Here is a 21,810-nt window from a genome sequence, read left to right as displayed (position 1 = left end):
CTTGGCGCTCCTTCGGTCGGTCGGTTGTGCTCCGGCGCGGCGCTACGGTGCGGTGAGGTCCCCGTACGCGTCCGGGCGGCGGTCCCGGTAGAACTGCCAACGGTCCCGGACCGTGGCCAGCAGCTCCAGGTCGAGGTCGCGGACGATCAGCTCGGGATCGTGGTCGTGCCCGACGTCGCCGACGAACTTGCCCTCGGGGTCGACGAAGTAGGACGTGCCGTAGAAGTCGTTGTCGCCGAGGTCGGACTCGATCCCGACCCGGTTGATCGCGCCGACGAAGTACTCGTTGGCGACCGCCGAGGCCGGCTGCTCCAGCTTCCACAGGTACGACGACAACCCGCGACTGGTCGCCGACGGGTTGAACACGATCTTGGCTCCCGCCAGGCCCAGTGCCCGCCAGCCCTCGGGGAAGTGCCGGTCGTAGCAGATGTACACGCCGATCCGGCCGACCGCGGTGTCGAAGACCGGGTACCCGAGGTTGCCCGGGCGGAAGTAGAACTTCTCCCAGAACCCCTTCACCTGTGGGATGTGCGTCTTCCGGTACTTCCCGAGGTACTTGCCGTCAGCATCGATCACGGCGGCGGTGTTGTAGAGCACGCCTTCCTGCTCCTGCTCGTACACCGGCAGCACCGTGACCAGGCCGAGCTCCGCGGCGAGTGCCTGGAACCGCTCCACGGTGGGCCCCGGCACCGACTCGGCGTATTCGTAGAACTTCGGATCCTGCAGCTGGCAGAAGTACGGCCCGTAGAAGAGCTCCTGGAAGCAGATCACCCGCGCTCCCTGGGCCGCCGCCTGCCGCGCGTACTCCTCGTGCGCCTTGATCATCGACTCCTGGTCCCCCGTCCAGTTCGTCTGGACCAGCGCCGCCCGTACGACCTCAGCCATTCCCCGACCTCCCGCACTAGCCGAACATCCATGCTCCGCCCGGACGGGACCCCCGTCAACGGCTTCGGGAAAGACGCCGGTCGCTCAGTAGTCGAGCGTGCGCGGAGCGGCCACGGTGACCCGGCCGCCGACGGTGACCCAGTCGGGGTCGAGGTAGGTGGTGAGCAGGTGCGAGCCGGCGCCCTGGACGACGGTGAGGTCGCGGCCGAGCCGCGCGGTCAACTGGGTCACCGCGGACCCGGTGGCCTCGTCCTCGCGGACCCCCATCGCCGGGGCGAACATCCGAGCCCGGATGGTTCCCTGCTGCTCGTCCTGCCAGGACCAGAGGAAGGTATGACCCGCCTCGTACTGCGCGGGGTCGGCGGCGAGCACATCGTCCGGAGTGGGGAGCTGGTGCCATTCAAAGGTGCTGCCCCAGGTCGCGTGGGCACGGACCGAGGTGAGATCGCCGTCATGGCGGACCGGGACCTCGCCGGCCGGGACGTGGAGGACGTCGGCCGGGTACCCCTGGGTGCGGAGCCACCACGCGACGCCGACGGTGGGGTGGCCGGCGAACGCCATCTCGCCGGTGGCGGCGAAGATCTGGAGACGGCCGGTCGCGGGATCGTCGACGTACACGGTCTCGCTGTAGCCGAGGCGGGCCGCTAGTTCTCGGCGGTCCGCGGGTGGTACTCGGGTGCCGTCGACGATGCCGAGCGGGTTGCCGAAATCCCCGGACGGGTCGACGAAGACCCGGACGACATCGACGGCGACGGTGGACACTTGCTTGCCTGGCCGGTCAGTGGGCGCGTCAGCGGGCCGGTCAGAAGACGAGAACGGCGGCGATGACCGCGATCAGCACGACACCGGCACCGATGAAGGCCAGCCTGCGGCCGTTCAGCTTCGGCTCCTCGGCGGTCTCGACCTCGCCCTCCTTGACGAAGGCGCGGAACATCTGCGTGCTCGCTCCCGGGTCCTGCTCGTTCTCGACGTTGTTCGTGACGTTCTGGTCTGCCATGGCGCAGACCCTACCGGCGGCATCGGACCGCCAGCACACGGCGACACCCGATCTGACCCGGCTCTTACCCTCCGTACGCCGGCCAGACACGCTCCGCTGGTTCCCGGGCACTTTTCCTGGACCAGGGGGTGCGCATGTACCGTTTGGCACATGCGCTTCGAATCCTCGGTCACCGTGCACGCTCCCCGCGAACGCGTCTGGGAGGTGTTCAGCGACGTCGCCCACTGGCCCGACTGGACCCCGACGGTCGACTCGGTCGAACGCCTCGACGAGGGCCCGATCCACGTCGGCGCCCGGACCCGCATCCGGCAGCCGAAACTCCCGGTCGCGATCTGGGAGGTCACCGAACTCGTCGAAGGCGAGTACTTCGCCTGGGTCTCGACCGCACCGGGCATCCGGACCACCGGCGGTCACCGCGTCGAGGAGGCAGCCGACGGGACGGTCGTCGCGACGTCGACGATCGTCCAGGAAGGCCCCCTCGGCTGGCTCTTCGGCAAGCTCTACGCAAACCTCACCAACCGCTACATCACCCTCGAAGGCGAAAGCCTCAAGAAGATCTGCGAACAGCAGTAGATCCGCCGTCCGGCTTCACTGCGCGGCCGCTTAGGCGGACCGTGAACAAGAACCCGGGACCACGGACAACGCACAACATGTCCGAGGTCCCGGCAAGGTGTTCACACCCGGCAACCCACCGCAAGGCTGTCGACATCAAGGAAGGCCAAGTGGTCGACTACGAGGCCCTGGCCGAGATCCTGGCCAAGACCACAGTCACCCGGTAGGAAGCGGACCTACTCCGGTTCGGTGGGTTGGGACAGCCAGCCGGTGACTACGGGGAGGCGGGTTGCGCGGTGGACTGCTGTGAAGGCGAAGGGGCGGTCCAGGGTTGCTTCGAGGCGGCGGGACTGGGTGGTGGGCATGGACGTTCGCATCATGCCCATGGCGGTGACCGCGGCGGCTTCGAACCCGGTGGCGAAGAAGCGGGCGAGGACGGTTTGCTTGGCTTGGCCGACGACCAGGGGGTCGGGGCTGATCGCGCTGAAGTGGCCGCTCGGGCCGGGGTCGGTCGTCACCGTGGTGAGGCCGAAGAGGTCGCGCTGGGCCATCAGGTCGTGCTCGGCCTGGACGCTGAAGGACGGGAGGGAGAGCTTCACCTCAGGATGACGCGAGGTGGTCTGGCCGAGGCGCAGGGCCGGGGCGAGCTCGTCACCCGGTTGGCCGAGCTCGAGGAGCGCTGATCCGGACTGGCCGGACTGCGGCTCGAGGGCGGCTTCCAGGAGGCCGGCCAGTACGTCGGGTTGCGAGGCTTGCGGGGTACCGATCCCGAGCAGGACATCCACGTCGGCGTCGCCGCGGACCGTGATCACGGTCAGGCGGCCGGCCGGGGTCTCGTGGACGCGGACGGCGTCGAGGTCCTGGTCGACGCGGTCCAGCCAGTGCCACGCTCCGCCGGACCACGGGCCGTCGTACACGCGCCGGATCTGCTCCTTGAACGCCTGCACCCAGGTGGTTCGCAGGGACAGAGCGGACGCGAGCACCACCATCAGGTCCGGGGTCACCTCGATCGGCATCTCCCGGATCAGGTTGTCGGTGTGCTCGGCCGCCCAGGCGTCGAGCTTCGCCTTGTCCGCGGCCAGGTCACCGGTCAGCGCGCCGGTCACCTCGACCGGGATGACGCTGTCGAAGGACTCGCTCAGCTTCAACTGCTGATGCAACCAGATCCCCAACGCCGCCTGCAGATCGCTCGCACCGTCGACCACGCGAATCAGCTCGACGGCCTGCCCGGCCGCGGTTCCAGGATCGACGCCGGCCGCCTCGGCCAGCTCGGCGCGCCCTGGCTCGTCCGCCGCGGAAGCGAGCAGAGCCAGCAGTGGCCAGAGACCGAGCCCGGACACGACCGAGTTGCCCGGGGGAAGCGTGCGGGCCCAACGGGAGGTCAGCGTGGTGACTGCGCGTACGACGTCGGTGTCCATGCGCTCCACAGTGCCATGGCCCCAGTGCACTCACCAGGAACTCACCCTGCACTCTCCAGGAACTCAAGGCCGGTCGATCCCGGTCGTCACAGCCGAGAACCAGTATTCCGCGGAGTGGCGGTGATTTTCATTTGCGGGCACGGTGGGTAGTCGATCCGGTGCGCGGTGCTGTGTCAGGATTCCGCCCATGAGTACGCCCGCCGAGTCCGCTGAGGCCCTGGATCCCGCGGTCGCGGCCGACGCCGGGCACGCCGAGGACACCGACCACCAGCATCCGGATCACGATCCGCCGAAGGAGCCGGCCGGGTCGTCGATCGTGTTCACGGTGACCTTGGTGATCCTGGTCGGGCTCGCGTTGTTCGGGCGGAAGTTGTTCGCCGGGCTGTTCACCGACGACGGGGTACGGACCTGGGCCACGATGTTCGTCGGTGTGACCGTCCAAGCGCTGCCGTTCCTGGTCCTCGGCGTACTCCTCTCCGCAGCGCTCACCGCCTTCGTCCCGGCGTCGTTCTTCGCCAAGGCGCTCCCCAAGCACCCGGCTCTCGCCGTACCGGTCGCCAGCGCGTCGGGGGTCGTGCTCCCCGGGTGCGAGTGCGCCTCGGTACCGGTCTCGGCCGCGCTGATGAGTCGAGGGGTGACTCCGGCGGCGGCACTCGCGTTCCTGCTCTCCGCGCCCGCGATCAATCCGGTCGTGCTGGCGTCCACGGCGGTCGCGTTCCCCGGGCAGCCGAAGGTGGTTCTGGCGCGGGCGGTGACGAGTCTCGGGGTTTCGATGATCCTCGGCTGGCTCTGGCTCGCGACCGGGCGCGGAAGCTCCTGGTTGCGGATGCCGAAGAACCGGCATGCCGACGGGACCAGCAAGGCGGACGTGTTCCGCTCCTCGATGCTGCACGACTTCCTGCATGCCGGCGGCTTCCTGGTCATCGGGGCTGCCGCCGCGGCCACGCTCAACGTCGTCGTTCCGCGCGAGTGGCTCGATCACGTCGCCGGCAATCTGCTGCTGTCCGTGCTCGTCCTCGGTCTGCTCGCGGTGCTGCTCGCGATCTGTTCGGAGGCGGACGCGTTCGTCGCCGCCAGCCTCACGCAGTTCTCACTCACCGCGCGACTCGCGTTCATGGTGGTCGGGCCGATCGTGGACGTGAAGCTGATCGCGTTGCAGGCGGGCACGTTCGGCCCCAAGTTCGCGGCCCGGTTCGCGCCGGCGACCTTCCTGGTCGCCGTGGTGTCCAGTCTTCTCGTCGGATGGTGGTTGCTGTGAGACGCAACGTCGCGGGGCTCGTGATCGTGTTCGTCGGTGCGGCCACCGTGCAGCTCGCGATCTCGGACACCTACCTGCGCTACGTGAAACCGAACATGCGCTGGATGCTGCTCGCCGCCGGCATCATCCTGATCGCCTTGGCCGTCGTGGACGTGTTCGCCGACACCAGGCGGAAGCCGGTCGCCGACGACGGTCACGGACACCACGGTCTGCCCCGGGCCGCCTGGCTGCTGCTGATCCCCGTCTTCGCCTTGCTCGTCGTGGATCCGCCGGCGCTCGGTGCCGACGCCGCGCAACGGCAGTCCCCGGTCGCCGCCAAGCCGGTCGCACCGAAGGACCAGTCCTGGTTGGCGAACAGCGCCCAGAGCGACGTCCCGGTCGCGTTGGCGGTCCGCGACTACGCGGTCTGGGCCGTCTGGGAGTCCGACCGGATGAAGGGCCGCAACTTCCAGCTCACCGGCTTCGTGACACCGGGCAAGGACGGCGCCTGGTACGTCTCCCGGATCGGGCTGACCTGCTGCGTCGCCGACGGGACCGCGTTCATGGTCGAGGCCCGCGGCCAGACCGCGCCGCCGAAGAACCAGTGGGTCACCGTCACCGGCGAATGGGCCGAGCCGACCAAGCGCGTCGACGGCGACGTGGCCGCGCTGACCGTTACGGAGATCCGCCCGGTGACCGCCCCGGCGAACCCGTACGAGTAAGCAGTACGAGTCAGCGGCCGGCGACCTTGTACGCCGAGGACGTGGTCCACCCGGCCACCAGGGGCAGCCCCGTCGGCCGGTGCACCGCGATGAAGCCGAACGGGCGGTCCAGGTCGATCCACAAGGCCTTGGCACCCGGCATCGGCGCGGAACCGGCCGCCATCGGCATCGCGGTCACCGCGGCCGCCTCGAACCCCTTCGCCGAGAACCGCGCCATCACGGCCTGCTTGGCCTGACTCACCGCCAACGGCATCGGGCTCACCCCCGGGAAGTGCCCGCGACTCGGGTCCGACGCGGCCGCCAACCCGAACACCTCGGGCGTCGCCAGCAGATCGTGCTCGGCGTCGACCTCGAAGTACGGCACCCCGAGCAGGACAGCGGGCCGCGGCGCCATCGACTCGATCACCTTGACTCCCGGCGCCGCCGTACCGCCCAGCAACTCCTCAGCACCCGCACCGGAGTCCGCGAGCGCCAACCCGGCACCCAGTACGGCGGAACGCGACGCACCCGGCTCCCCGACGACCAGGCGGACGTCGACCTCACCGGTCCCCCGCACCGTGATCGCAGTCAACGGCCCGGCCGCGGTCCGGTGGAGCCGTACCGTGCCGAGATCCGGGTCGGCGCGGGACAACCACCACACGGGCCGACCGTCGACGAACCGCTCGTTCTCCGTGAACGGCAACGCCCACGAGGTACGCACCGCCAGCGCGGACGCCAGCACGAGCAGCGTCTCCGGTGTGAGCTCCACCGGCATCCGCTGCAACAGACCGCCCGTCTGCTCGTTCACCCACTGGTCCAGCGCATCCCGGTCGGACAGTACGCCGCGCAGCTCGGGCGGGATCACCTTGTCGAGCCCTGGTTCGAGCGGCACCTCCGCGTTCGTCCACAGGGCAACCGCTGTGCGCAGTTCCTCGGTACTCGGGAGCAGCTCGGTGGAGTCGGCGACAGCGAGCAACTCGGAGCGCGCCGGCTCATTGGCGAGCGCGCCGAGCATCGCGATGAGCGGGGCGACGCCGTACCCGGAGACGACGGTGCTGTCGTCACCGGGGAGCGTGTCGATCCAGCGGGAGGTCAGACGGCCGACTTGGTGAGCATCCACTCGGAGGAGTCTGCCTGTTGACGGGTTCGCCTACGCAGCACGGTACAGGCCATCCCACCGATGATCAGCGCGGCCGCGATCCCCTGCTGCAGACCGACCGCTTCGCCACGGAACAACCAGGCCGCCGCCATCCCGACCACGGGCACCAGGAGCGAGAACGGCGCGACGGTGCTCGCGTCGTACACCCGCAGCAGGAAGCCCCACACCCCGAAGCCGAACAGCGTGGCGACGAACGACAGATAGGCCAGCGCGCCCACACCGGTGAGGTCGATCCCGCGCAACGCGTCGAGATCCACTCGTGGCCCCTCGGTCAGCAACGACAGCCCCAGCAGCGGGACGACTGCGACCGCGCTGACCCAGACCATGAAGCGCAGCGTGTCCTGCGGCTTCGCGTGGCGGATCACCGTGTTCGAGACGCCCCAGCACGCGGCCGCTGCGATCACGAGCGCCAACGCACCGAGCGGTGCGCTCAGTCCGCCGTCCAGCACGATCAGCAGCAGCCCTGCACAGGCAACGGCGATACCGACGAGCTGCGTACGCCGCGGCCGCTCCCGCAGGACCAGCATGGCGAACAGCAGCGTGAACACCACCTGGCTCTGCAACACCAGCGACGCCAGCCCAGCCGGTACACCGTGGTCCATGCCGACAAACAGCAACCCGAACTTCGCCACCCCGAGCGCCAGGCCGACAGCGATCACGTACCGCCAGGCGACCCGCGGGCGGCCGAGCAGGAAGATCGCCGGGACCGCGGCGAACAGGAAGCGCAGAGCCGAGAACAGCAACGGCGGGAAGTCCTGCAGACCGACCTCGATGACGACGAAGTTGATTCCCCAGACAGCGGCCACCGCGACCGCGAGGAGGACGTGACGAGGGCTCATGGTCACCCAGTCTGGGCGCGAGTACAGTTAAGGACCAGCACAGCTTGCTATGGCAATCACTGTAGGAGCGCTACATGATTGAGCTCGGCCGGTTACGCGCCCTGCACGCCGTCGCGGTGCACGGGTCGATCGGCACCGCGGCCGACGCGCTCGGGTACACACCGTCCGCGGTCTCCCAGCAACTGGCCAAGCTGGAACGCGAGACCCGCACGCCATTGCTGGAGAAGCGCGGCCGCGGCATCGTCCTGACCGACGCGGCCCAACAGCTCGCGGCGACGGCGGCCGAAGTCCTCCGCCTGGTCGAGGAGGCCGAGCTGCAGCTGGAGGAGCAACGCGGCCAGGCCATCGGCGAGCTCGTGATCGCCGCCTTCCCGACGGCGGCCCGCGGACTGCTGCCAGCCGCACTGCCGCGGCTGATCGACGGCAACCCCGCGCTCGACGTCCGGGTGCTCGAGATCGACCCGTACGAAGCGGTCGCCGCGGTCCAGCGCGGTGAGGTGCACATCGCGGTCGTCCACGACTGGCACAACAGCCCGCTCGCCCTGCCCGACGAGTTGTCCCGGGCCAAGCTCGGCAGCGATCCCGCCGACATCCTGGTTCCGGAGACGCACCGGCTGGCCGGCAAGGAGTCCGTCCGCGCCGTCGACCTCGTCGGCGAACGCTGGATCTGCCAGCCCGCCGGGTCGATCTGCCACGACTGGCTGGTCCGGACGATGCGATCGGCCGGCGTCGAACCGTTCGTCGCGTACTCGGTCGCCGAGTACCAGACCCAGCTCGCGCTGCTGGCCCGCGGGATCGGGATCGGCCTGCTCCCCCGGCTCGGCCGCGGCCCGTTGCCGGACGGAGTCGTCGCGGTCCCGCTGCAGCCCGCGCCGAGCCGGCGGCTGTACGCGGTCTGGCGGACCGCGACCGCCCGGCGCCCAGCGATCGCGGCCGCCCTCACCGCCCTGAAGACCGGCTGGCGCGACCGCGACACAGCTTGACTCCACGCCATGGACCCGGTTGACCTGCCCGCCAGGGACTCCGCGAGGTTTGATCACACTGTGCGATCGATTGACAGCGGTGAGCTTCCTCGTTAGGTTTCCGGGAAATAGTTAGGAAACCTTCCTGTTCATCCACCTCGCTCCGTCCCCGCCCCAGGCGAAGGAGGCACGATGTCCCGTTCCCGTTGGGCCGCGCTGGCCGGCAGTATCGCGCTGGCCGCCACCGCCCTGGTGACCAGCCCGGCCGCCAGTACCGCCGCCCCTGCCCCCATCGACTCCGCCGCGTCCCGGCCCGCAGCGACCACGCCGGTCGGGATCAACGGCCAGCTGCATGTCTGCGGCACCAAGCTGTGCAACCAGTACGGCAAGCCGATCCAGCTCCGTGGGATGAGCACGCACGGGCTGCAGTGGTACAGCCAGTGCGTGAAGACCGCGTCGCTGGACGCGCTCGCGAACGACTGGAAGGCCGACATCCTGCGCATCTCGCTGTACGTGCAGGAGGGCGGCTACGAGACCGATCCGCGCCGGTTCACCGACCTGGTCCACGGCTACATCGAGGAGGCCACCAAGCGCGGCCTGTACGCGCTGGTCGACTGGCACCAGCTCGACCCCGGTGACCCGAACGCCAACCTGAGCAAGGCGAAGACGTTCTTCACCGAGATCGCGGAGCGGCACAAGGACAAGACCAACATCATCTACGACATCGCCAACGAGCCGAACAACGTCAGCTGGGCCGGGATCAAGTCCTACGCCGAGCAGATGGTGCCGGTGATCCGGGCCAAGGACCCCGACGGCGTCGTCTTCGTCGGGACCCACGGCTGGGCCTCGCTGGGGATCTCCGACGGCCGGACCGAGAACGACGTGATCAGCAACCCGGTCAACGCGACCAACCTGATGTACACGTTCCACTTCTACGCCGCGTCGCACCAGGACGAGTACTTCGCCGCCCTGTCCCGGGCCGCGGACCGGATCCCGTTGTTCGTCACCGAGTTCGGCACCCAGACGTACACCGGTGACGGCGGCAACGACTTCGCGTACTCCCAGAAGTACCTCGACCTGCTGGCCGCGAAGAAGATCGGCTGGACCAACTGGAACTTCTCCGACGACTTCCGCTCCGGCGCCGTCTTCAAGCCGGGCACCTGTGCGGGCAACACGTTCACCGGGACGTCGGTGCTGAAGCCGGCCGGCGTCTGGGTCCGGGACCGGATCCGCACCGCCGACGCCTTCCCGACGAGTTGAACACGGTCCGACCGGCTGAACCACAGGAACGCCCGGGCCCGGCACACCGCCCCCGTGCCGGGCCCGGGGTGCGCGATCAGCGACTCCGGCGCGTCGAGCTCGAAAGAGGCGGGCGCGACCGGTCAGTCGCCGACAAGGGCCTGCAGCTTGGCCTCGGACTCGTCGTCGGCCGCGGTGTAGACGGTCGCGCGGACCTGGCCGAGCTGGGTGAGCCAGAGGTTCACCGGTTCCACCCGGACGAGGCCGTGCCGCGCGGTCTCCAGCAGCTTGATGTTGTTGCTCGGCGCGGCCACTTCGTACCGCTCCCACAGGTCGGCGAACAACGGTGACCGGGACAGCAGTTGCTGGGTGAGCTCCTGCCAGGCCGGTTCGCCGAGGTGGTCCGCCAGCGCGCCCCGGTACCCGGCGACCATGTGCAGTTGCAGCGACTCCGCCTCGGTGAAGCGGCACTGCCACTCCTCGGACACGAAAGTGAGCCAGAGCAGGTTCCGCTCCTCGGGCGGGATCGTGGCCATGTCGAGCAGCACCTTGCAGTACGCGTCGTTGAAGGCGAGCACGTCGTAGCGCGCGTTCAGCACAACCGCGGGGTACGGCGAGGCCTTGTCGAGCATGCGCTGCACCGAGTCGGGCAGGACGGTGCACTCACCGGTCACCGGACCCGGCGGGAGCCCCGCGAGCCGGTACAGGTGGCTGCGCTCGAGCCGGTCCAGCCGTAGCGTCCGTGCGACCGCGTCGAGCACCTGTGCGGACACGTTGATGTCACGGCCCTGTTCGAGCCAGGTGTACCAAGTGATCCCGACACCTGCGAGCTGCGCGACCTCCTCGCGCCGTAGACCCGGTGTCCGTCGTCGGCCACCCGGTGCGAACCCGACCTCCTCCGGCCGGATCCGCTCCCGCCGGCTCCGGAGGAACGCGCCCAGCTCCCGGTGCCGCTCGTGCTTGCCGGTCACGGTGCGGGCGTACTCTGCGGGCAGGCTGGTGGTCATGGTCCCATCCTGGTCGGTGGTTCCGGGGTACGGGAGGCTGGTGCCAGGTGCTGTGGATACCAGGATAAGCAGGCTCTCACCACCAGGATCCGATCCGTCGCAGGCTGGTTCGCATGACTGACCAGCTCCAGACCGCCCCGGTGCCCGCGCCTCCGCGGGACGCCTCGCCACTCGGGCCGGTGGCTCTCACGACTCTGCTCTTCGGCGCGTTCCTGCCGATGCTCTCCTTCTTCATCATCAACGTCGCATTGCCCGCGATCGGCGGCGACCTGCACGCCTCGTCCGGGGAACTCCAGCTCGTCGTCGGCAGCTACGGCATCGCCAACGCGACCCTGCTCGTGGTCGGTGGCCGGCTCGGTGACGGGTTCGGCCGGAAGCGGCTGTTCCTCGCCGGGCTGACCGGGTTCACCGTGCTCTCGCTGATCTGCGCACTCGCCCCGACGATCGGTGTGCTGCTCGCTGCCCGGGTCGTCCAGGGTGCCGCGGCCGCTGCGATGACGCCGCAGGTGCTGGCCTCGATCAGCAGCCTGCTCACCGGCGAACACCGGGCCCGCGCGATGGCCTGGTTCGGCGTCGCCGGTGGTGCGGCGGCCGCACTCGGTCAGATCCTCGGTGGCGTGCTCGTCGAGGCCGACGTGTTCGGGCTCGGCTGGCGGGCGGTGTTCCTGGTCAACGTCCCGGTCGGCCTGCTCGCCCTTGGCGCGGCGCTGCGGTTGCTGCCCGAGACGCGAGCGGACCAGGCCCACCAGGTCGACCTGGTCGGTGCGGGGCTGCTCGCTCTGACGCTGGTGCTTCTGCTGCTGCCGTTGACCGAAGGGCGTCCGCTGGGCTGGCCGTTGTGGACCTGGATCTCGCTGGCCGCGGTGATTCCTTCCGCGGCCGTGCTCGGGCTGCATCAGCACCGGGCCGAGCGGGCGGGTCAGGCACCGCTGATCCCACCGACGGTGCTGCGGTTGCGGGCGATGCGGGTCGGTCTGCTGCTCGCGGTCGGGTTCTTCACGACGTTCGGCGGGTTCATGTTCGTCTTCGCGCTCGCGACCCAGGGCGAGGCGGGGATGTCGCCGCTCGAAGGCGGGCTGAGCCTGCTGCCGATGGCGGTCGGGTTCCTCGTCACGTCGATCTACGGCCCGCGCCTGCAGCTCCGGTACGGGGCCGGGCTGATCGTCCGCGGCTGGCTGGTGCAGGCTGTGGGGTACTCGCTGCTGGCCGTGGTCACGTTGATGCTCTGGCCCGACGTGTCACCTCTCCGGCTGGCGCTGCCGATGCTGGTGGCGGGCTTCGGGAACGGGCTGGTGATGGTGCCGCTGATCGGCGTGGTCCTTGGTCAGGTCCCGCCGGCGCAGGCCGGACTCGGCAGCGGGATCCTGTTGACCAGCCAGCAGACCTGCCTCTCACTCGGCGCGGCCACCGTCGGCACGGCGTACCTGTCGCTGGCCGGGACGTCGTGGGGTCAGGGTGGTTCGCTGGCAGCGGTCGCGTTCGCGATCACGGCGATCTCGTTGCTGATGACACCGATCACGTGGCGGTTGCGGAGCCGCTGATCACCAGTGGCCGGGGCGGAGGACGGTGGCGGGCAGCTTCGTGGCCGCGTCGCCCTTGGCCGCGTTGACCTGCGACTGGGTGAGGAAGAGGGCCTCGCGGAGATCGGCGCCGGACAGCTCCGTGTCGCGGAAGTCGGCGCCGATCAGGTCGGCCCGGCGCAGATCCGCGCCGGTGAGGTCGGCGGCGATCAGGTACGCGCCGCGGAGGTTGGCCCGGGCGAGATCGGCGCCGCGCAGCCTCGCGCCGACCAGGTCCGCTCCGCGACGCTCCTTCTTCTTCGGCTGCTTGCCGCGGACGAGCTCGCTGGTCCGCAGCAGGAGTGCGTTGACCTGCTGGCGTTCGTTGCCCAGGTCAACGTCCAGGACCGCGATCCGGGTGAGCTGCTCGACGTGGTGCTCGGCCTTGCGCAGCGCGTCGGCGATCGGCGCGGTCTCCGGCCGGTCCAGGGCGTCCGCGAGGTACCAGAGCAGCTCGTGCAGCTGCCGCATGATCGGCAACTGGGCGAACAGGTCCTGACCGGGCCGCTGCCGCCAACTGGTCCCGGCCTGCTCGGAGATCTTCTGGCCCGCGCCGAAGCAGTCGTACACCGTGCAGCCCTGGAAGCCTTCGGGCCGCAGCTTGCTGTGGATCCCACAGCGGAAGTCGTCCCGCAGGTTCGGGCAGGGTTCACCGGCCGGTTTGTCGATGGCGAAGTCGGCCGACTTCGCGAACGTCAGCGCGACGCAGCACAGTCCGAAGCACCGGCCGCAGTCGGCGCGGAGCTCCGCCAGGGGCACCGGTACTAGTTCTGCTCGGCGACCGTCTGGCCGGTCCGGCGCCAGCGGATCCCGGCCTCGATGAACTCGTCGATCTCGCCGTCGAACACACCCGACGTGTTGCCCGACTCGAACAGCGTCCGCAGGTCCTTGACCATCTGGTACGGGTGCAGCACGTAGGACCGCATCTGGTCGCCCCACGACCCTTGGACGTCACCGCGCAGCGCGTCGATCTGGGCCCGCTCCTCGGCCTTCTTCAGCGCGAGCAGCTTGGCCTTCAGGATCACCATCGCGCTGGCCTTGTTCTGCAGCTGGGACTTCTCGTTCTGGCAGGAGACCACCGTGCCGGTCGGGAGGTGCGTGATCCGGACCGCGGAGTCGGTGGTGTTGACGCTCTGGCCACCCGGGCCGGACGAGCGGTACACGTCGATCCGCAGCTCCTCCTCGGGTACGTCGATCTCGTCGGTCTGCTCCAGCACCGGGACCACCTCGACCGCGGCGAACGAGGTCTGCCGGCGGCCCTGGTTGTCGAACGGGGAGATCCGGACCAGCCGGTGCGTGCCCGACTCCACGCTCAGCGTGCCGTACGCGTACGGCGCCTTCACCGCGAACGTGGTCGACTTGATCCCGGCCTCTTCGGCGTAGGAGGTGTCGTAGACCTCGGAGCCGTACCCGTGCCGCTCGGCCCAGCGCAGGTACATCCGCTGCAGCATCTCGGCGAAGTCGGCGGCGTCGACACCGCCCGCGCCGGACCGGATGGTCACCAGCGCCTCGCGCTCGTCGTACTCCCCGGACAGCAGGGTGCGCACCTCGAGCGACTGGATCGCCTTCCCGACCGCGCCGACTTCCTTCTCCGCCTCGGCGAGGCTGTCCGGGTCGTTCTCCTCCCGGCCGAGCTCGACCAGCACGCCGAGGTCGTCGAGCCGGCCGCGCAGGTTGGTCACCCGTTCGACGTCGGCCTGCAGGCTGGACAGCCGCGAGGTCACCTTCTGCGCGTTCGGCTGGTCGTCCCACAGGTCGGGCGCAGCGACCTGCTCCCCCAGGTCGGCGATCTCCCGGCGCAGCGCGTCCAGATCGAGCACCTTCTCGATCGAGGTCAGCGTCACGTCGAGCTGCTTGAGCTCCGCGTCAAAATCCAGTCCAGCCACAACCAAGCAGCGTACCCGCTAACACTCACACCCCGGGAATCCTTTGTCCCGGCCCCGGCCCTGACCCCGGCGCCGACAGGCCGTGACGGAGGATGCCGAACACCTCGGCGGTCGCGTCGGCGAGCCGGGCGTTGGCCGCTTCGAGCTGGGCCTGATCAGCGGTGTCGGGCAGCAGCCTGGCCAGCTCGGCCTCCAGCACCTTCTGCGCCGCGGCGTACTGCGCGCCGATCAGCTCGGCCTTCCATCGCGGCATCCCCTCGTCCCGCTCCAGCAACGCCTCCGCGATGAGCTGCTCCATCCTGGTCGCGACGAGCCGCCGCCTCGCCCGCAACGTCTCGCTGTCCTCCAGGGTCCGGCTGAACCGCAGCCAGGTCGCGAGGTGACCCGACTCCAGCCGCGCGCGGGTCACGGCCAGGTAGTGGTCCTCGAGCGCGGTCACCGCGTCCATCTCGGCCGGCGCCGCCCGGATCGCCTCGGCCGGTCCGGCCCACCAGCTGTCCTCGTCGAAGAACAGGTCCTCCTTGGTGGGGAAGTGGTTGAAGACGGTCTGCACGGCGACGTCCGCGGCCTTCGCGACCTCGGCCACCGTGACGGCGTCGAACCCGCGGGCCAGGAACAGCTCGGTCGCGACATCCGAGATCGCCTGCCGCGTCTGCCGCTTCTTCCGCTCCCGCCGCCCGGTCTCCGCACTCGCCGGCCGGTCGGCACCCGTGGACGTCATGGACAGAGCCTAGAGCACCGTGCTTTACTCCCTCCATTGTTGTAGTGACTACATTTTTGGAGCGACACCATGACCATTCTCGTCACCGGTGGCCGCGGCCGGATCGCCCGTGCCGTCGTCGCCGGCCTGACCGCCGCCGGCCTCGACCCCCGAGTCGCCAGCCGCGATACCTCCGCCGTCCCTGGCTCCGTCCCGTTCGACCTCACCGATCCATCGACCGTGAGCGCCGCCCTGCGCGACGTGACCCAGGTGTTCCTGTACGCCGAACCGACCACGGCCGCCGCCTTCGTCGAAGCAGCCGACGCGGCCGGGGTGAAGAAGGTCGTCCTGCTCTCCTCGATGTCGTCGTACGCGGACAACGAGGACGCGGCCGCCGACCCACACGCCGAGACCGAGCGCGTCATCAAGACCGGCGCGTACGCCGTGACGTGTCTGCAGCCCGGCGCCTTCATGACCAACGCGATCTTCTGGTCGTACGCCCTGCGCGCGACCGGCCAGATCCGGCTGCCCTACCTGGACGCCGAGGAGGCCCCGATCCACGAACAGGACATCGCCGACGCCGCCGTCCAGGTCCTGCTGGCCGGACCCGGTTCACCGCACGACGGCCGGGCGTACCCGCTCAGCGGCCCCGAGTCGATGACCAGGCGCCGCCAGATCGAGCAGATCACCGAGGTCACCGGTGTGCCGATCGAGGCCGTCGACCTCGCCCCGGCCCAGGCCGAGGAGGAGATGAGCCGGGGTATGCGCAACCAGGCCCAGTTCCGGAGCCTGATGTCGTACTGGGCGAGCCGGGTCGGGCTGCCCCATCCGATCGAGCCAGGGGTCGAACTCCTCACGGCGCATCCCGCCCGGTCCTGGCAGACCTGGCTCCGCGACCACCCCGAGGTCTTCGCCGAGTAGGGCCGGACCCGCCGGACCTCAGGGCAGGATCGAGTCGATGTAGCCGCCGTCGACGCGGACCGCGCCACCCGTGGTCGCCGAGGCCTGGTCGGAGCTGAGGTACACGACCATGTTGCCGATCTCGGGCGGCTCGATCAGGCGCTGGATGAGGGAGTACGGGCGGTGCTCCTTCATGAACCGGCGCTGCGCCTCGTCCCAGGGCAGGTCGGTGCCGACCAGTTCACCGACGAAGTCCTCGACGCCGGGAGTGTGGGTCGGGCCGGCCATCACCGAGTTCACCGTGACGCCTGTCCCGGCCGCGGCCTTCGCGTACCCGCGGGTGACGGCGAGCAGGGCGGTCTTGGTCATGCCGTAGTGGACCATCTCGACCGGAGTCGCCACGGCGGAGTCGCTGGCGATGTTCATCACCCGGCCGAAGCCGCGCTCGATCATGCCGGGCAGGTACAGCCGGATCAGCCGCACCGCGGACAGCACGTTCACCTCGAAGTACCGGCGCCACTCGTCGTCGTCGATCTCGAGCACCGGTCTCGCGCCGAAGATGCCGAGGTTGTTCACCAGGATGTCGAGCTCGCCGGCCCGTTCCCGCAGCGACTCGGCGCCCTCGGCTGTCGCGAGGTCGGCCGCGATCGGCAGCACCTCGGCGCCCGGAACCGCCCCGACCACCTCGACCACCGCCCGCTCCGTCTTCCCCTGGTCGCGGCCGTTCACCACCACCGTCGCCCCGGCGCGCGCCAACTCGGTGGCGATCGCGAGGCCGATCCCCTGGCTGGATCCCGACACCAGGGCCCGTCGTCCGCTCAGTTCGATCTTCATCGGTCCATCGTGCCAAAGAGTCAGCGGATCGGGACGGTGGCGGACGAGGTCGACCCGACGTCGGCCGATCCCTGCCAGCCGGGCGGCGTGAACGGCAGGTCGACACTCGACGTGAGCTCCACCGTCACCGTCGTCCCGGTCACGTCGGCGGACCAGTCGAAGGCGTCGAAACGGGTGCCTGCGGCAACGGCGTCCAGGTACTCCGCGGTCAGCCGCCGGGCCTCCTCGGGATCGAGCTCGGCGTTCGACCCCGGCCCGGGTTGGGCGTAGACGGCGGCGAGACCGTTGGCCGCGGCAAGCACCGCGCCGTCCGCGGTCGCGTCCAGGTCGCGCCGGACGAGGAACACCTTGGACAGATCGGTGACGACCACGATCAGCAGGACGACGATCACGGTGAACCCGATGATGAGCACGGACATCTGCCCCTCCTCACCCCGGCGCCGCGCCGTCACCCGTCCCCCTTGGCTTCGCGGTAGTCGCCGTACGACTCGATGTGCGACGCGGTGATCCGTACGGCGGGGCGCTCGCCGCCGAGTGCGTCGGGGATCAACGGCAACGGCACCTGCGTGTCCAGCCGCACCGTCACGGTCGAACCAGGCTCCAGGCAGGCCGGGGTACAGGAGATGCTGAGCTCTTCCGGCCGGAGCTCGATGCCCTGGTCCTTCATCGCCAGCCGCGCCGCCTCGTACGCCCGTGAGCGCGCGTCGTCCTCGGACAGTCCGGCCGGGACGATGATGAACGCACGCCCGGCCGCCCGCGTCGCCGCGGTCGCGCCGTACGAGGCCCGCTGAACCTCGAAGACGCCGAGCATCAGGTACACGAGCGGGATCAGCAGCACCAGCGCCAGCCAGGAGAACTCGACCACGGCACTCCCCCGCTCATCCGTTGCCCGAGGCACCAATCTGACCTGCCACCGCCTCGGTCGGCGGGACGATCGGCGGGTCATTCGCCGGTCTCCTTGACGGCGTGGCCTTCGACCTCGAAGCCGAGACCTGGTCCCCACAGGCCGAGTGCGGGCATGTGCGCCTTCACGACCACCCGGACCCCCGGCTGTCCTTCGATCTCCACCGGCTCCGCGGTGACGGCCTCGACCAGCTCGTCGCGAACCACCCCGGTGACCAGGCGACGGGCGTGTTCCTCACCGTCGGCGGGATCGCGGTTCAGGACGGCGGCGTAGTGGGCGCCTTCGGAGGCCGCGGCGGTGATCGTGTTCCGGATGTACAGGTAGAGGCCGACCTGCAACACCGCGAGGAACAGTGGCACCACCAGTACCGACACCAGCACGAAGTCGACCACGGCGGCACCCTGATCGCCCCGCCGGCGACCACCAGGCCGCGGCTGTCGCGGACTCCATCGCCTCGTGGTCACCCGCAGCCCGGCACCCGTGTGCAGCGGAGTCGGGCTCACTTGTTGGTGACGGAGTCCAGCGCGCGTTCGAAGATGGCCTTCAGCTGGTTCTCGGCGGCGACCCACAGCGTGACGACCAGGCCGGCCGTCATCACCGTGATCAGCACCCAGCCGGGAACGTCGCCGCGCTCCTTGGCCGCCGGCCGTGGTCTCAGGACCAGCGCAAGCACGAGTCTGGTCAGCAGTAGGGACATGGGTTCTCCTCATCTCATCCGGCGATCAGCCGGATACCGACTGCGCCCGGGTAGAAGGCGAAAATGATCGTGACAGGCAGCACCAGGAAGATCACGGGCACCATCATCGAGACCTCGCGGCGGGCGCCGGACTCGATCAGGTCCCGCCGGTTCGCCTCCCGGATGTCGCCCGCCTGCGCGCGGAGGACGTCGGCCAGTGGGGTCCCTCGTTCGAGCGCAACCGCGAGGCCGTCGGCGAACCGGGACAACGCGACCAGCCCGGTCCGGTCCGCGAGTCCGTCGAGCGCGCGGACCAGCGTCTCCCCGGCTCGCGTCTCGGCCAGGACCCGCTTCAGCTCCTCGGCCAGCTCGCCCCGGCAGGATCGGGCGACCCGGTCGAGCGCCGCCGCGGGACCTTCGCCGGCCGCGACCGACAACGCGAGCAACTCGGCGACCGTCGGCAGCTCCGCCAGCAACCGCCGCTCGCGCCGGCTCACCTGGGTCGTGAGATAGGTGTCCCGCGACAACACGCCGAGCACCGCGAGGATCCCGCTGAGGACGAGCAGGCCGATCGGATTCCCGGCGCCGAGCGACAACGCGACCAGCGCGATCAGCAGGCCGATGCCGAAGCCGACCGTGCCCCACAGCACCTGCTCGATCCGGAACTCCTCGACGCTCTGGTCGATCCCTGCCCGGGCGAGCCGGCGCCGGATCGACGCCGAACCACCGAGGATCCGCTCCAGCCGCAACGCTCCCGCTCGCAGGGACGGACCGAACAGCCGCACGATCGCGGAGAACGGCGAACTCGACGTCGTCACCCCGAGGAACACGTTGCCGCCGCCGAGGTCGCGCAGGTACGGGCCGATCCGGTCGTCGACGGACGGCTTCCGCAGGAACGGCAACCGCCGGATCACCAGCAACAGTCCCGCACCGAACACCAGGCCGAGCAGCGCACCGATCGCGGCCGGGCTCATCGCAGCACCCGCCCCGGCTCCGGCAGCCGGCCGATCCGCAGCATCAACCGGTACGCGACCACGCAGACCGCGGCGCCGATCCCGATGATCAGCGCGCCGACGGGCGAGTTGTACCGCTGGATGACGTCGCCCTGGAACGACAACGCGCCCAGCACCAGCCACGGCGCGGCCACGGCGACCCGGGCCCCGTTGACGGACCAGGCCTGCCGTGACTCCAGCTCGGACCTGGTCCGGGCGTCGTCGCGGAGGAAGGTGGACAGCGACCGCAGCAGCCGGCCGAGATCGCCACCGCCGACCTCGCGCGCGATCCGCAACGCCTCCACCACGCGGTCGCCGACCGGATCCGCGAGCCGCTCCTTCAACCGGTCCAGGGCTTCGGCGAACCGGCCGGTCGAGGCGTAGTCGGCCCCGAACCGGCGGAACGGATCGCGCAACGGCAACGGCCCGCGCTCCCCGACCTGCGCCAGCGCCTCGGACAAGGACAGCCCGGCCCGCACCGCGGACGCGATGTTGTCGACCACGTCCGGCCACAGCTCCCGGAACTCGGCGAGCCGCTTCCGGGCCCTTGCCTTGAGCAACGCCACCGGGACACCGCCGGCCATCACGCCGAACACCGCTCCGACCGGCAACGCGGCGGTCACCAGGAACATCAGCACGAACGCCAGCACTCCGGTGATCACGCAGGCCCCGATGAACGCGCCCGGCGTCACTCCCTCGACGCCCGCGCTCGCCAGCAACTCCCGCGCCCGTGCCCGTAGCTTGCCCTCGGCCGGGGCGTCCTCGTCGGCGGGTGCGATGAACGCCCAGACGATCAGCAGGATCCCGACGCCGAAGAAGAGCCCGATCAGCAGTCCCATCAGCTCACCCCCGGCGGCAGCTCGGTGAGCAGGCCCGCGGTCGAGTACCCGGCTTGCTGGAACCGCTCCGGATGCGGCAACTGCCCTTCTGCCCGGCGCAATCCGCCGTCGACCAGGCCGAACACCGTCTCGGTCTCGATCGCCTGCTCCTCGACCCGCCCGGTGACCGCGACGATCTCGCGCACCCGCCGCTGCCCGTCCGCCCCGATGCCGAGGTGAACGACGAGGTCGACGCACCCGGCCACCGTCGGCAGCACGAACCGGGAGCCGATGTTCTCCCCCGCGAGCAGCGGCAGCGTGCACATCTTGGTCAGCGCCTCGCGGGCGGAGTTCGCATGGATCGTGCACATGCCGGGTAATCCAGAGTTCAACGCCAAGAGGAGATCCAGGCACTCCTCGCCGCGCACCTCGCCGACGATGACCCGGGACGGGCGCATCCGCAGCGACTCCTTGACCAGGTCGCGCAGCCGCACCTCGCCGGTACCCTCCAGCCCGGCCTGGCGGGTCTGCATCGAGACCCAGTCCGGGATCGGCAGCCGGATCTCGAAGACCTCCTCGCAGGAGATCACCCGCTCGCTGCCCGGGATCGACCCGGCCAGCGCGTTCAGCATCGTGGTCTTGCCGGCCTGGGTGCCGCCGGAGACGAGCACATTGAGGCCGACGGCAACGGACGCCTCCAGCACCGCCGCGGCGTGCGGGGTCAGCGAGCCGAGCGCGACCAGGTCGGCCAGCCGGGTCGCCCGCACGGTGAACTTGCGGATGTTGATCGCGGCGTACCGCTGGGTGATGCCGCCGAGCACGACGTGCACCCGGCTCCCGTCCGGCAGCCGCGCGTCGGTGAACGGCTGGGAGACGTCGATCCGCCGGCCGGTGGTCTTCAGCATCCGCTCGACCAGGTCGCCGACCTCCTCCTCGGTCAGCACCGTGGTGGTCAGCTCGTGCCGGCCGTCGCGGGCGATGAACACCCGGGACGGCTCGTTGATCCAGATCTCCTCGACCGCGGGATCGTCCAGGTACCGCTGCAGCGGGCCGAAGCCGGCCACCCGGTCGTGCACCTCCCGGCTGACCGCGGCCAGGTCGCCGATCGGCGGGACGATCCCGGTCAGGCTGCGCTCGTCGTACTCGCGGACGACGGTGGCGACGATCGCGGTCACGGCCGACGGGTTGCGGAGCGGGTCGATGCCCTCCCGGCGGACCACGTCGCGGACCTGCGCGTCGATCAGCTCGACCGCGCCCTGACCGTCGGCGCCGTACGGGCTGTCGGGCCGGCGCGCGGCCAGTCGGTCCGCAGTCATCGTCTCCCCGTGTCCGTCTCGGCGGCGACCAGCTCGTCACCCTGCGCGACCATCCTCGCAAGGACGAGGTCCGCCGCGCCAACCTGATCCGCTCCGCCTGTGGATAACCCGATCAGGGCACAAGCCGACAGAACGTATCCGCCCGGTCACCGCCAGGTCCACCCCGTTGCAGCTTTTGACATCGGTTCTGTCGTCGGCGGCCACGACTCGAGGCGCCCGCACCGCCATC

General features: G+C 70.1%; 26 protein-coding genes. 8 read left to right on the top strand and 18 right to left on the bottom strand.

The window, feature by feature from the left end:
• Positions 1-42: 42 nt before the first annotated feature.
• From FB561_RS16840 to FB561_RS16830, 3 genes are all read right to left on the bottom strand, one after another.
• Positions 43-885, bottom strand: coding sequence for a nitrilase-related carbon-nitrogen hydrolase (locus tag FB561_RS16840; protein WP_145807754.1), 843 nt, complete (start codon positions 883-885; stop codon positions 43-45).
• An 84-nt stretch (positions 886-969) separates the two neighbouring features.
• On the bottom strand, positions 970-1,647 hold the full coding sequence (locus tag FB561_RS16835; RefSeq protein ID WP_145807752.1) for a PhzF family phenazine biosynthesis protein: 678 nt from the start codon (positions 1,645-1,647) through the stop codon (positions 970-972).
• A 40-nt stretch (positions 1,648-1,687) separates the two neighbouring features.
• Positions 1,688-1,882 carry a hypothetical protein gene (locus FB561_RS16830; RefSeq protein WP_145807750.1) on the bottom strand — a complete coding sequence of 65 codons (195 nt, stop codon included), beginning with the start codon at positions 1,880-1,882 and terminating at the stop codon, positions 1,688-1,690.
• 150 nt (positions 1,883-2,032) lie between these two features.
• Here FB561_RS16830 and FB561_RS16825 point away from each other — a divergent pair, with 150 nt between their 5' ends.
• Both FB561_RS16825 and FB561_RS38995 read left to right on the top strand, forming a co-directional pair.
• Complete coding sequence (locus tag FB561_RS16825) at positions 2,033-2,455, top strand: SRPBCC family protein (RefSeq protein ID WP_145807749.1); 423 nt, start codon at positions 2,033-2,035, stop codon at positions 2,453-2,455.
• Positions 2,456-2,532: 77 nt separating this feature from the next.
• Complete coding sequence (locus FB561_RS38995) at positions 2,533-2,661, top strand: hypothetical protein (protein ID WP_272952546.1); 129 nt, start codon at positions 2,533-2,535, stop codon at positions 2,659-2,661.
• Positions 2,662-2,670: 9 nt separating this feature from the next.
• Here the strand turns inward: FB561_RS38995 and FB561_RS16820 are convergent, their stop codons facing one another.
• Positions 2,671-3,852, bottom strand: a complete 1,182-nt coding sequence (locus tag FB561_RS16820) for a serpin family protein (RefSeq protein ID WP_145807747.1) — start codon at positions 3,850-3,852, stop codon at positions 2,671-2,673.
• A 187-nt stretch (positions 3,853-4,039) separates the two neighbouring features.
• Here FB561_RS16820 and FB561_RS16815 point away from each other — a divergent pair, with 187 nt between their 5' ends.
• Both FB561_RS16815 and FB561_RS16810 read left to right on the top strand, forming a co-directional pair.
• Complete coding sequence (locus FB561_RS16815) at positions 4,040-5,110, top strand: permease (protein ID WP_202880635.1); 1,071 nt, start codon at positions 4,040-4,042, stop codon at positions 5,108-5,110.
• The gene (locus FB561_RS16810) at positions 5,107-5,811 is read left to right on the top strand and encodes a TIGR03943 family putative permease subunit (RefSeq protein ID WP_238334857.1); all 705 of its coding nucleotides are present in this window, start codon (positions 5,107-5,109) and stop codon (positions 5,809-5,811) included. Before FB561_RS16815 ends, FB561_RS16810 begins: the two co-directional genes overlap by 4 nt.
• A 10-nt stretch (positions 5,812-5,821) precedes the next feature.
• On the opposite strand, the gene FB561_RS16805 is transcribed toward FB561_RS16810, so the two are convergent.
• The gene (locus FB561_RS16805; RefSeq protein WP_145807744.1) at positions 5,822-6,910 is read right to left on the bottom strand and encodes a serpin family protein; all 1,089 of its coding nucleotides are present in this window, start codon (positions 6,908-6,910) and stop codon (positions 5,822-5,824) included.
• On the bottom strand, positions 6,883-7,788 hold the full coding sequence (locus tag FB561_RS16800; protein WP_145807742.1) for an EamA family transporter: 906 nt from the start codon (positions 7,786-7,788) through the stop codon (positions 6,883-6,885). Before FB561_RS16800 ends, FB561_RS16805 begins: the two co-directional genes overlap by 28 nt.
• Before the next feature lie 74 nt (positions 7,789-7,862).
• Here FB561_RS16800 and FB561_RS16795 point away from each other — a divergent pair, with 74 nt between their 5' ends.
• A complete protein-coding gene (locus tag FB561_RS16795; RefSeq protein ID WP_145807740.1) occupies positions 7,863-8,771 on the top strand; it encodes a LysR family transcriptional regulator in 909 nt (302 codons plus the stop codon).
• A gap of 171 nt (positions 8,772-8,942) precedes the next feature.
• Positions 8,943-10,010: a glycoside hydrolase family 5 protein gene (locus tag FB561_RS16790; RefSeq protein ID WP_145807739.1), complete on the top strand. Its 1,068-nt coding sequence runs from the start codon at positions 8,943-8,945 to the stop codon at positions 10,008-10,010.
• Between the two features lie 122 nt (positions 10,011-10,132).
• Here FB561_RS16790 and FB561_RS16785 read toward each other — a convergent pair whose 3' ends face one another.
• Positions 10,133-10,996, bottom strand: coding sequence for a helix-turn-helix transcriptional regulator (locus FB561_RS16785; RefSeq protein WP_145807737.1), 864 nt, complete (start codon positions 10,994-10,996; stop codon positions 10,133-10,135).
• A gap of 113 nt (positions 10,997-11,109) precedes the next feature.
• On the opposite strand from FB561_RS16785, the gene FB561_RS16780 reads away from it, so the two are divergent.
• Positions 11,110-12,537 (top strand): MFS transporter, encoded by a 1,428-nt coding sequence (locus FB561_RS16780; RefSeq protein ID WP_145807735.1) that lies wholly within the window; start codon positions 11,110-11,112, stop codon positions 12,535-12,537.
• On the opposite strand, the gene FB561_RS16775 is transcribed toward FB561_RS16780, so the two are convergent.
• The 3 genes from FB561_RS16775 to FB561_RS16765 are packed head-to-tail and all read right to left on the bottom strand — an operon-like array spanning position 12,538 to position 15,162.
• On the bottom strand, positions 12,538-13,314 hold the full coding sequence (locus FB561_RS16775) for a pentapeptide repeat-containing protein (RefSeq protein WP_238334856.1): 777 nt from the start codon (positions 13,312-13,314) through the stop codon (positions 12,538-12,540). It lies immediately after the preceding gene.
• 5 nt (positions 13,315-13,319) lie between these two features.
• The gene (gene prfB / locus FB561_RS16770) at positions 13,320-14,441 is read right to left on the bottom strand and encodes a peptide chain release factor 2 (RefSeq protein ID WP_145807734.1); all 1,122 of its coding nucleotides are present in this window, start codon (positions 14,439-14,441) and stop codon (positions 13,320-13,322) included.
• A 25-nt stretch (positions 14,442-14,466) separates the two neighbouring features.
• Positions 14,467-15,162, bottom strand: coding sequence for a TetR/AcrR family transcriptional regulator (locus FB561_RS16765; protein ID WP_145807732.1), 696 nt, complete (start codon positions 15,160-15,162; stop codon positions 14,467-14,469).
• Positions 15,163-15,231: 69 nt separating this feature from the next.
• Between FB561_RS16765 and FB561_RS16760 the strand changes: the two genes are divergently transcribed.
• Complete coding sequence (locus FB561_RS16760) at positions 15,232-16,062, top strand: SDR family oxidoreductase (protein WP_145807730.1); 831 nt, start codon at positions 15,232-15,234, stop codon at positions 16,060-16,062.
• Between the two features lie 18 nt (positions 16,063-16,080).
• Here the strand turns inward: FB561_RS16760 and FB561_RS16755 are convergent, their stop codons facing one another.
• The 8 genes from FB561_RS16755 to FB561_RS16720 form a co-directional block, all read right to left on the bottom strand.
• Positions 16,081-16,875 carry an SDR family NAD(P)-dependent oxidoreductase gene (locus FB561_RS16755; RefSeq protein WP_145807729.1) on the bottom strand — a complete coding sequence of 265 codons (795 nt, stop codon included), beginning with the start codon at positions 16,873-16,875 and terminating at the stop codon, positions 16,081-16,083.
• 20 nt (positions 16,876-16,895) lie between these two features.
• Positions 16,896-17,294 (bottom strand): pilus assembly protein TadG-related protein, encoded by a 399-nt coding sequence (locus FB561_RS16750; protein WP_145807727.1) that lies wholly within the window; start codon positions 17,292-17,294, stop codon positions 16,896-16,898.
• A gap of 29 nt (positions 17,295-17,323) precedes the next feature.
• The gene (locus FB561_RS16745; RefSeq protein ID WP_238334855.1) at positions 17,324-17,773 is read right to left on the bottom strand and encodes a hypothetical protein; all 450 of its coding nucleotides are present in this window, start codon (positions 17,771-17,773) and stop codon (positions 17,324-17,326) included.
• 44 nt (positions 17,774-17,817) lie between these two features.
• Positions 17,818-18,171 (bottom strand): TadE/TadG family type IV pilus assembly protein, encoded by a 354-nt coding sequence (locus FB561_RS16740; RefSeq protein ID WP_238334854.1) that lies wholly within the window; start codon positions 18,169-18,171, stop codon positions 17,818-17,820.
• A 107-nt stretch (positions 18,172-18,278) separates the two neighbouring features.
• Positions 18,279-18,476, bottom strand: a complete 198-nt coding sequence (locus FB561_RS16735; RefSeq protein ID WP_145807724.1) for a hypothetical protein — start codon at positions 18,474-18,476, stop codon at positions 18,279-18,281.
• A gap of 14 nt (positions 18,477-18,490) precedes the next feature.
• Positions 18,491-19,429 (bottom strand): type II secretion system F family protein, encoded by a 939-nt coding sequence (locus FB561_RS16730; RefSeq protein ID WP_145807722.1) that lies wholly within the window; start codon positions 19,427-19,429, stop codon positions 18,491-18,493.
• Complete coding sequence (locus FB561_RS16725; protein ID WP_145807720.1) at positions 19,426-20,286, bottom strand: type II secretion system F family protein; 861 nt, start codon at positions 20,284-20,286, stop codon at positions 19,426-19,428. Before FB561_RS16725 ends, FB561_RS16730 begins: the two co-directional genes overlap by 4 nt.
• Complete coding sequence (locus tag FB561_RS16720; RefSeq protein WP_145807719.1) at positions 20,286-21,581, bottom strand: TadA family conjugal transfer-associated ATPase; 1,296 nt, start codon at positions 21,579-21,581, stop codon at positions 20,286-20,288. Before FB561_RS16720 ends, FB561_RS16725 begins: the two co-directional genes overlap by 1 nt.
• Between the last annotated feature and the right edge of the window lie 229 nt (positions 21,582-21,810).

It is taken from the genome of Kribbella amoyensis, from assembly GCF_007828865.1.
GTDB classification, from domain to species: domain Bacteria; phylum Actinomycetota; class Actinomycetes; order Propionibacteriales; family Kribbellaceae; genus Kribbella; species Kribbella amoyensis.
This window is presented reverse-complemented; position numbering and strand designations above follow the sequence as displayed.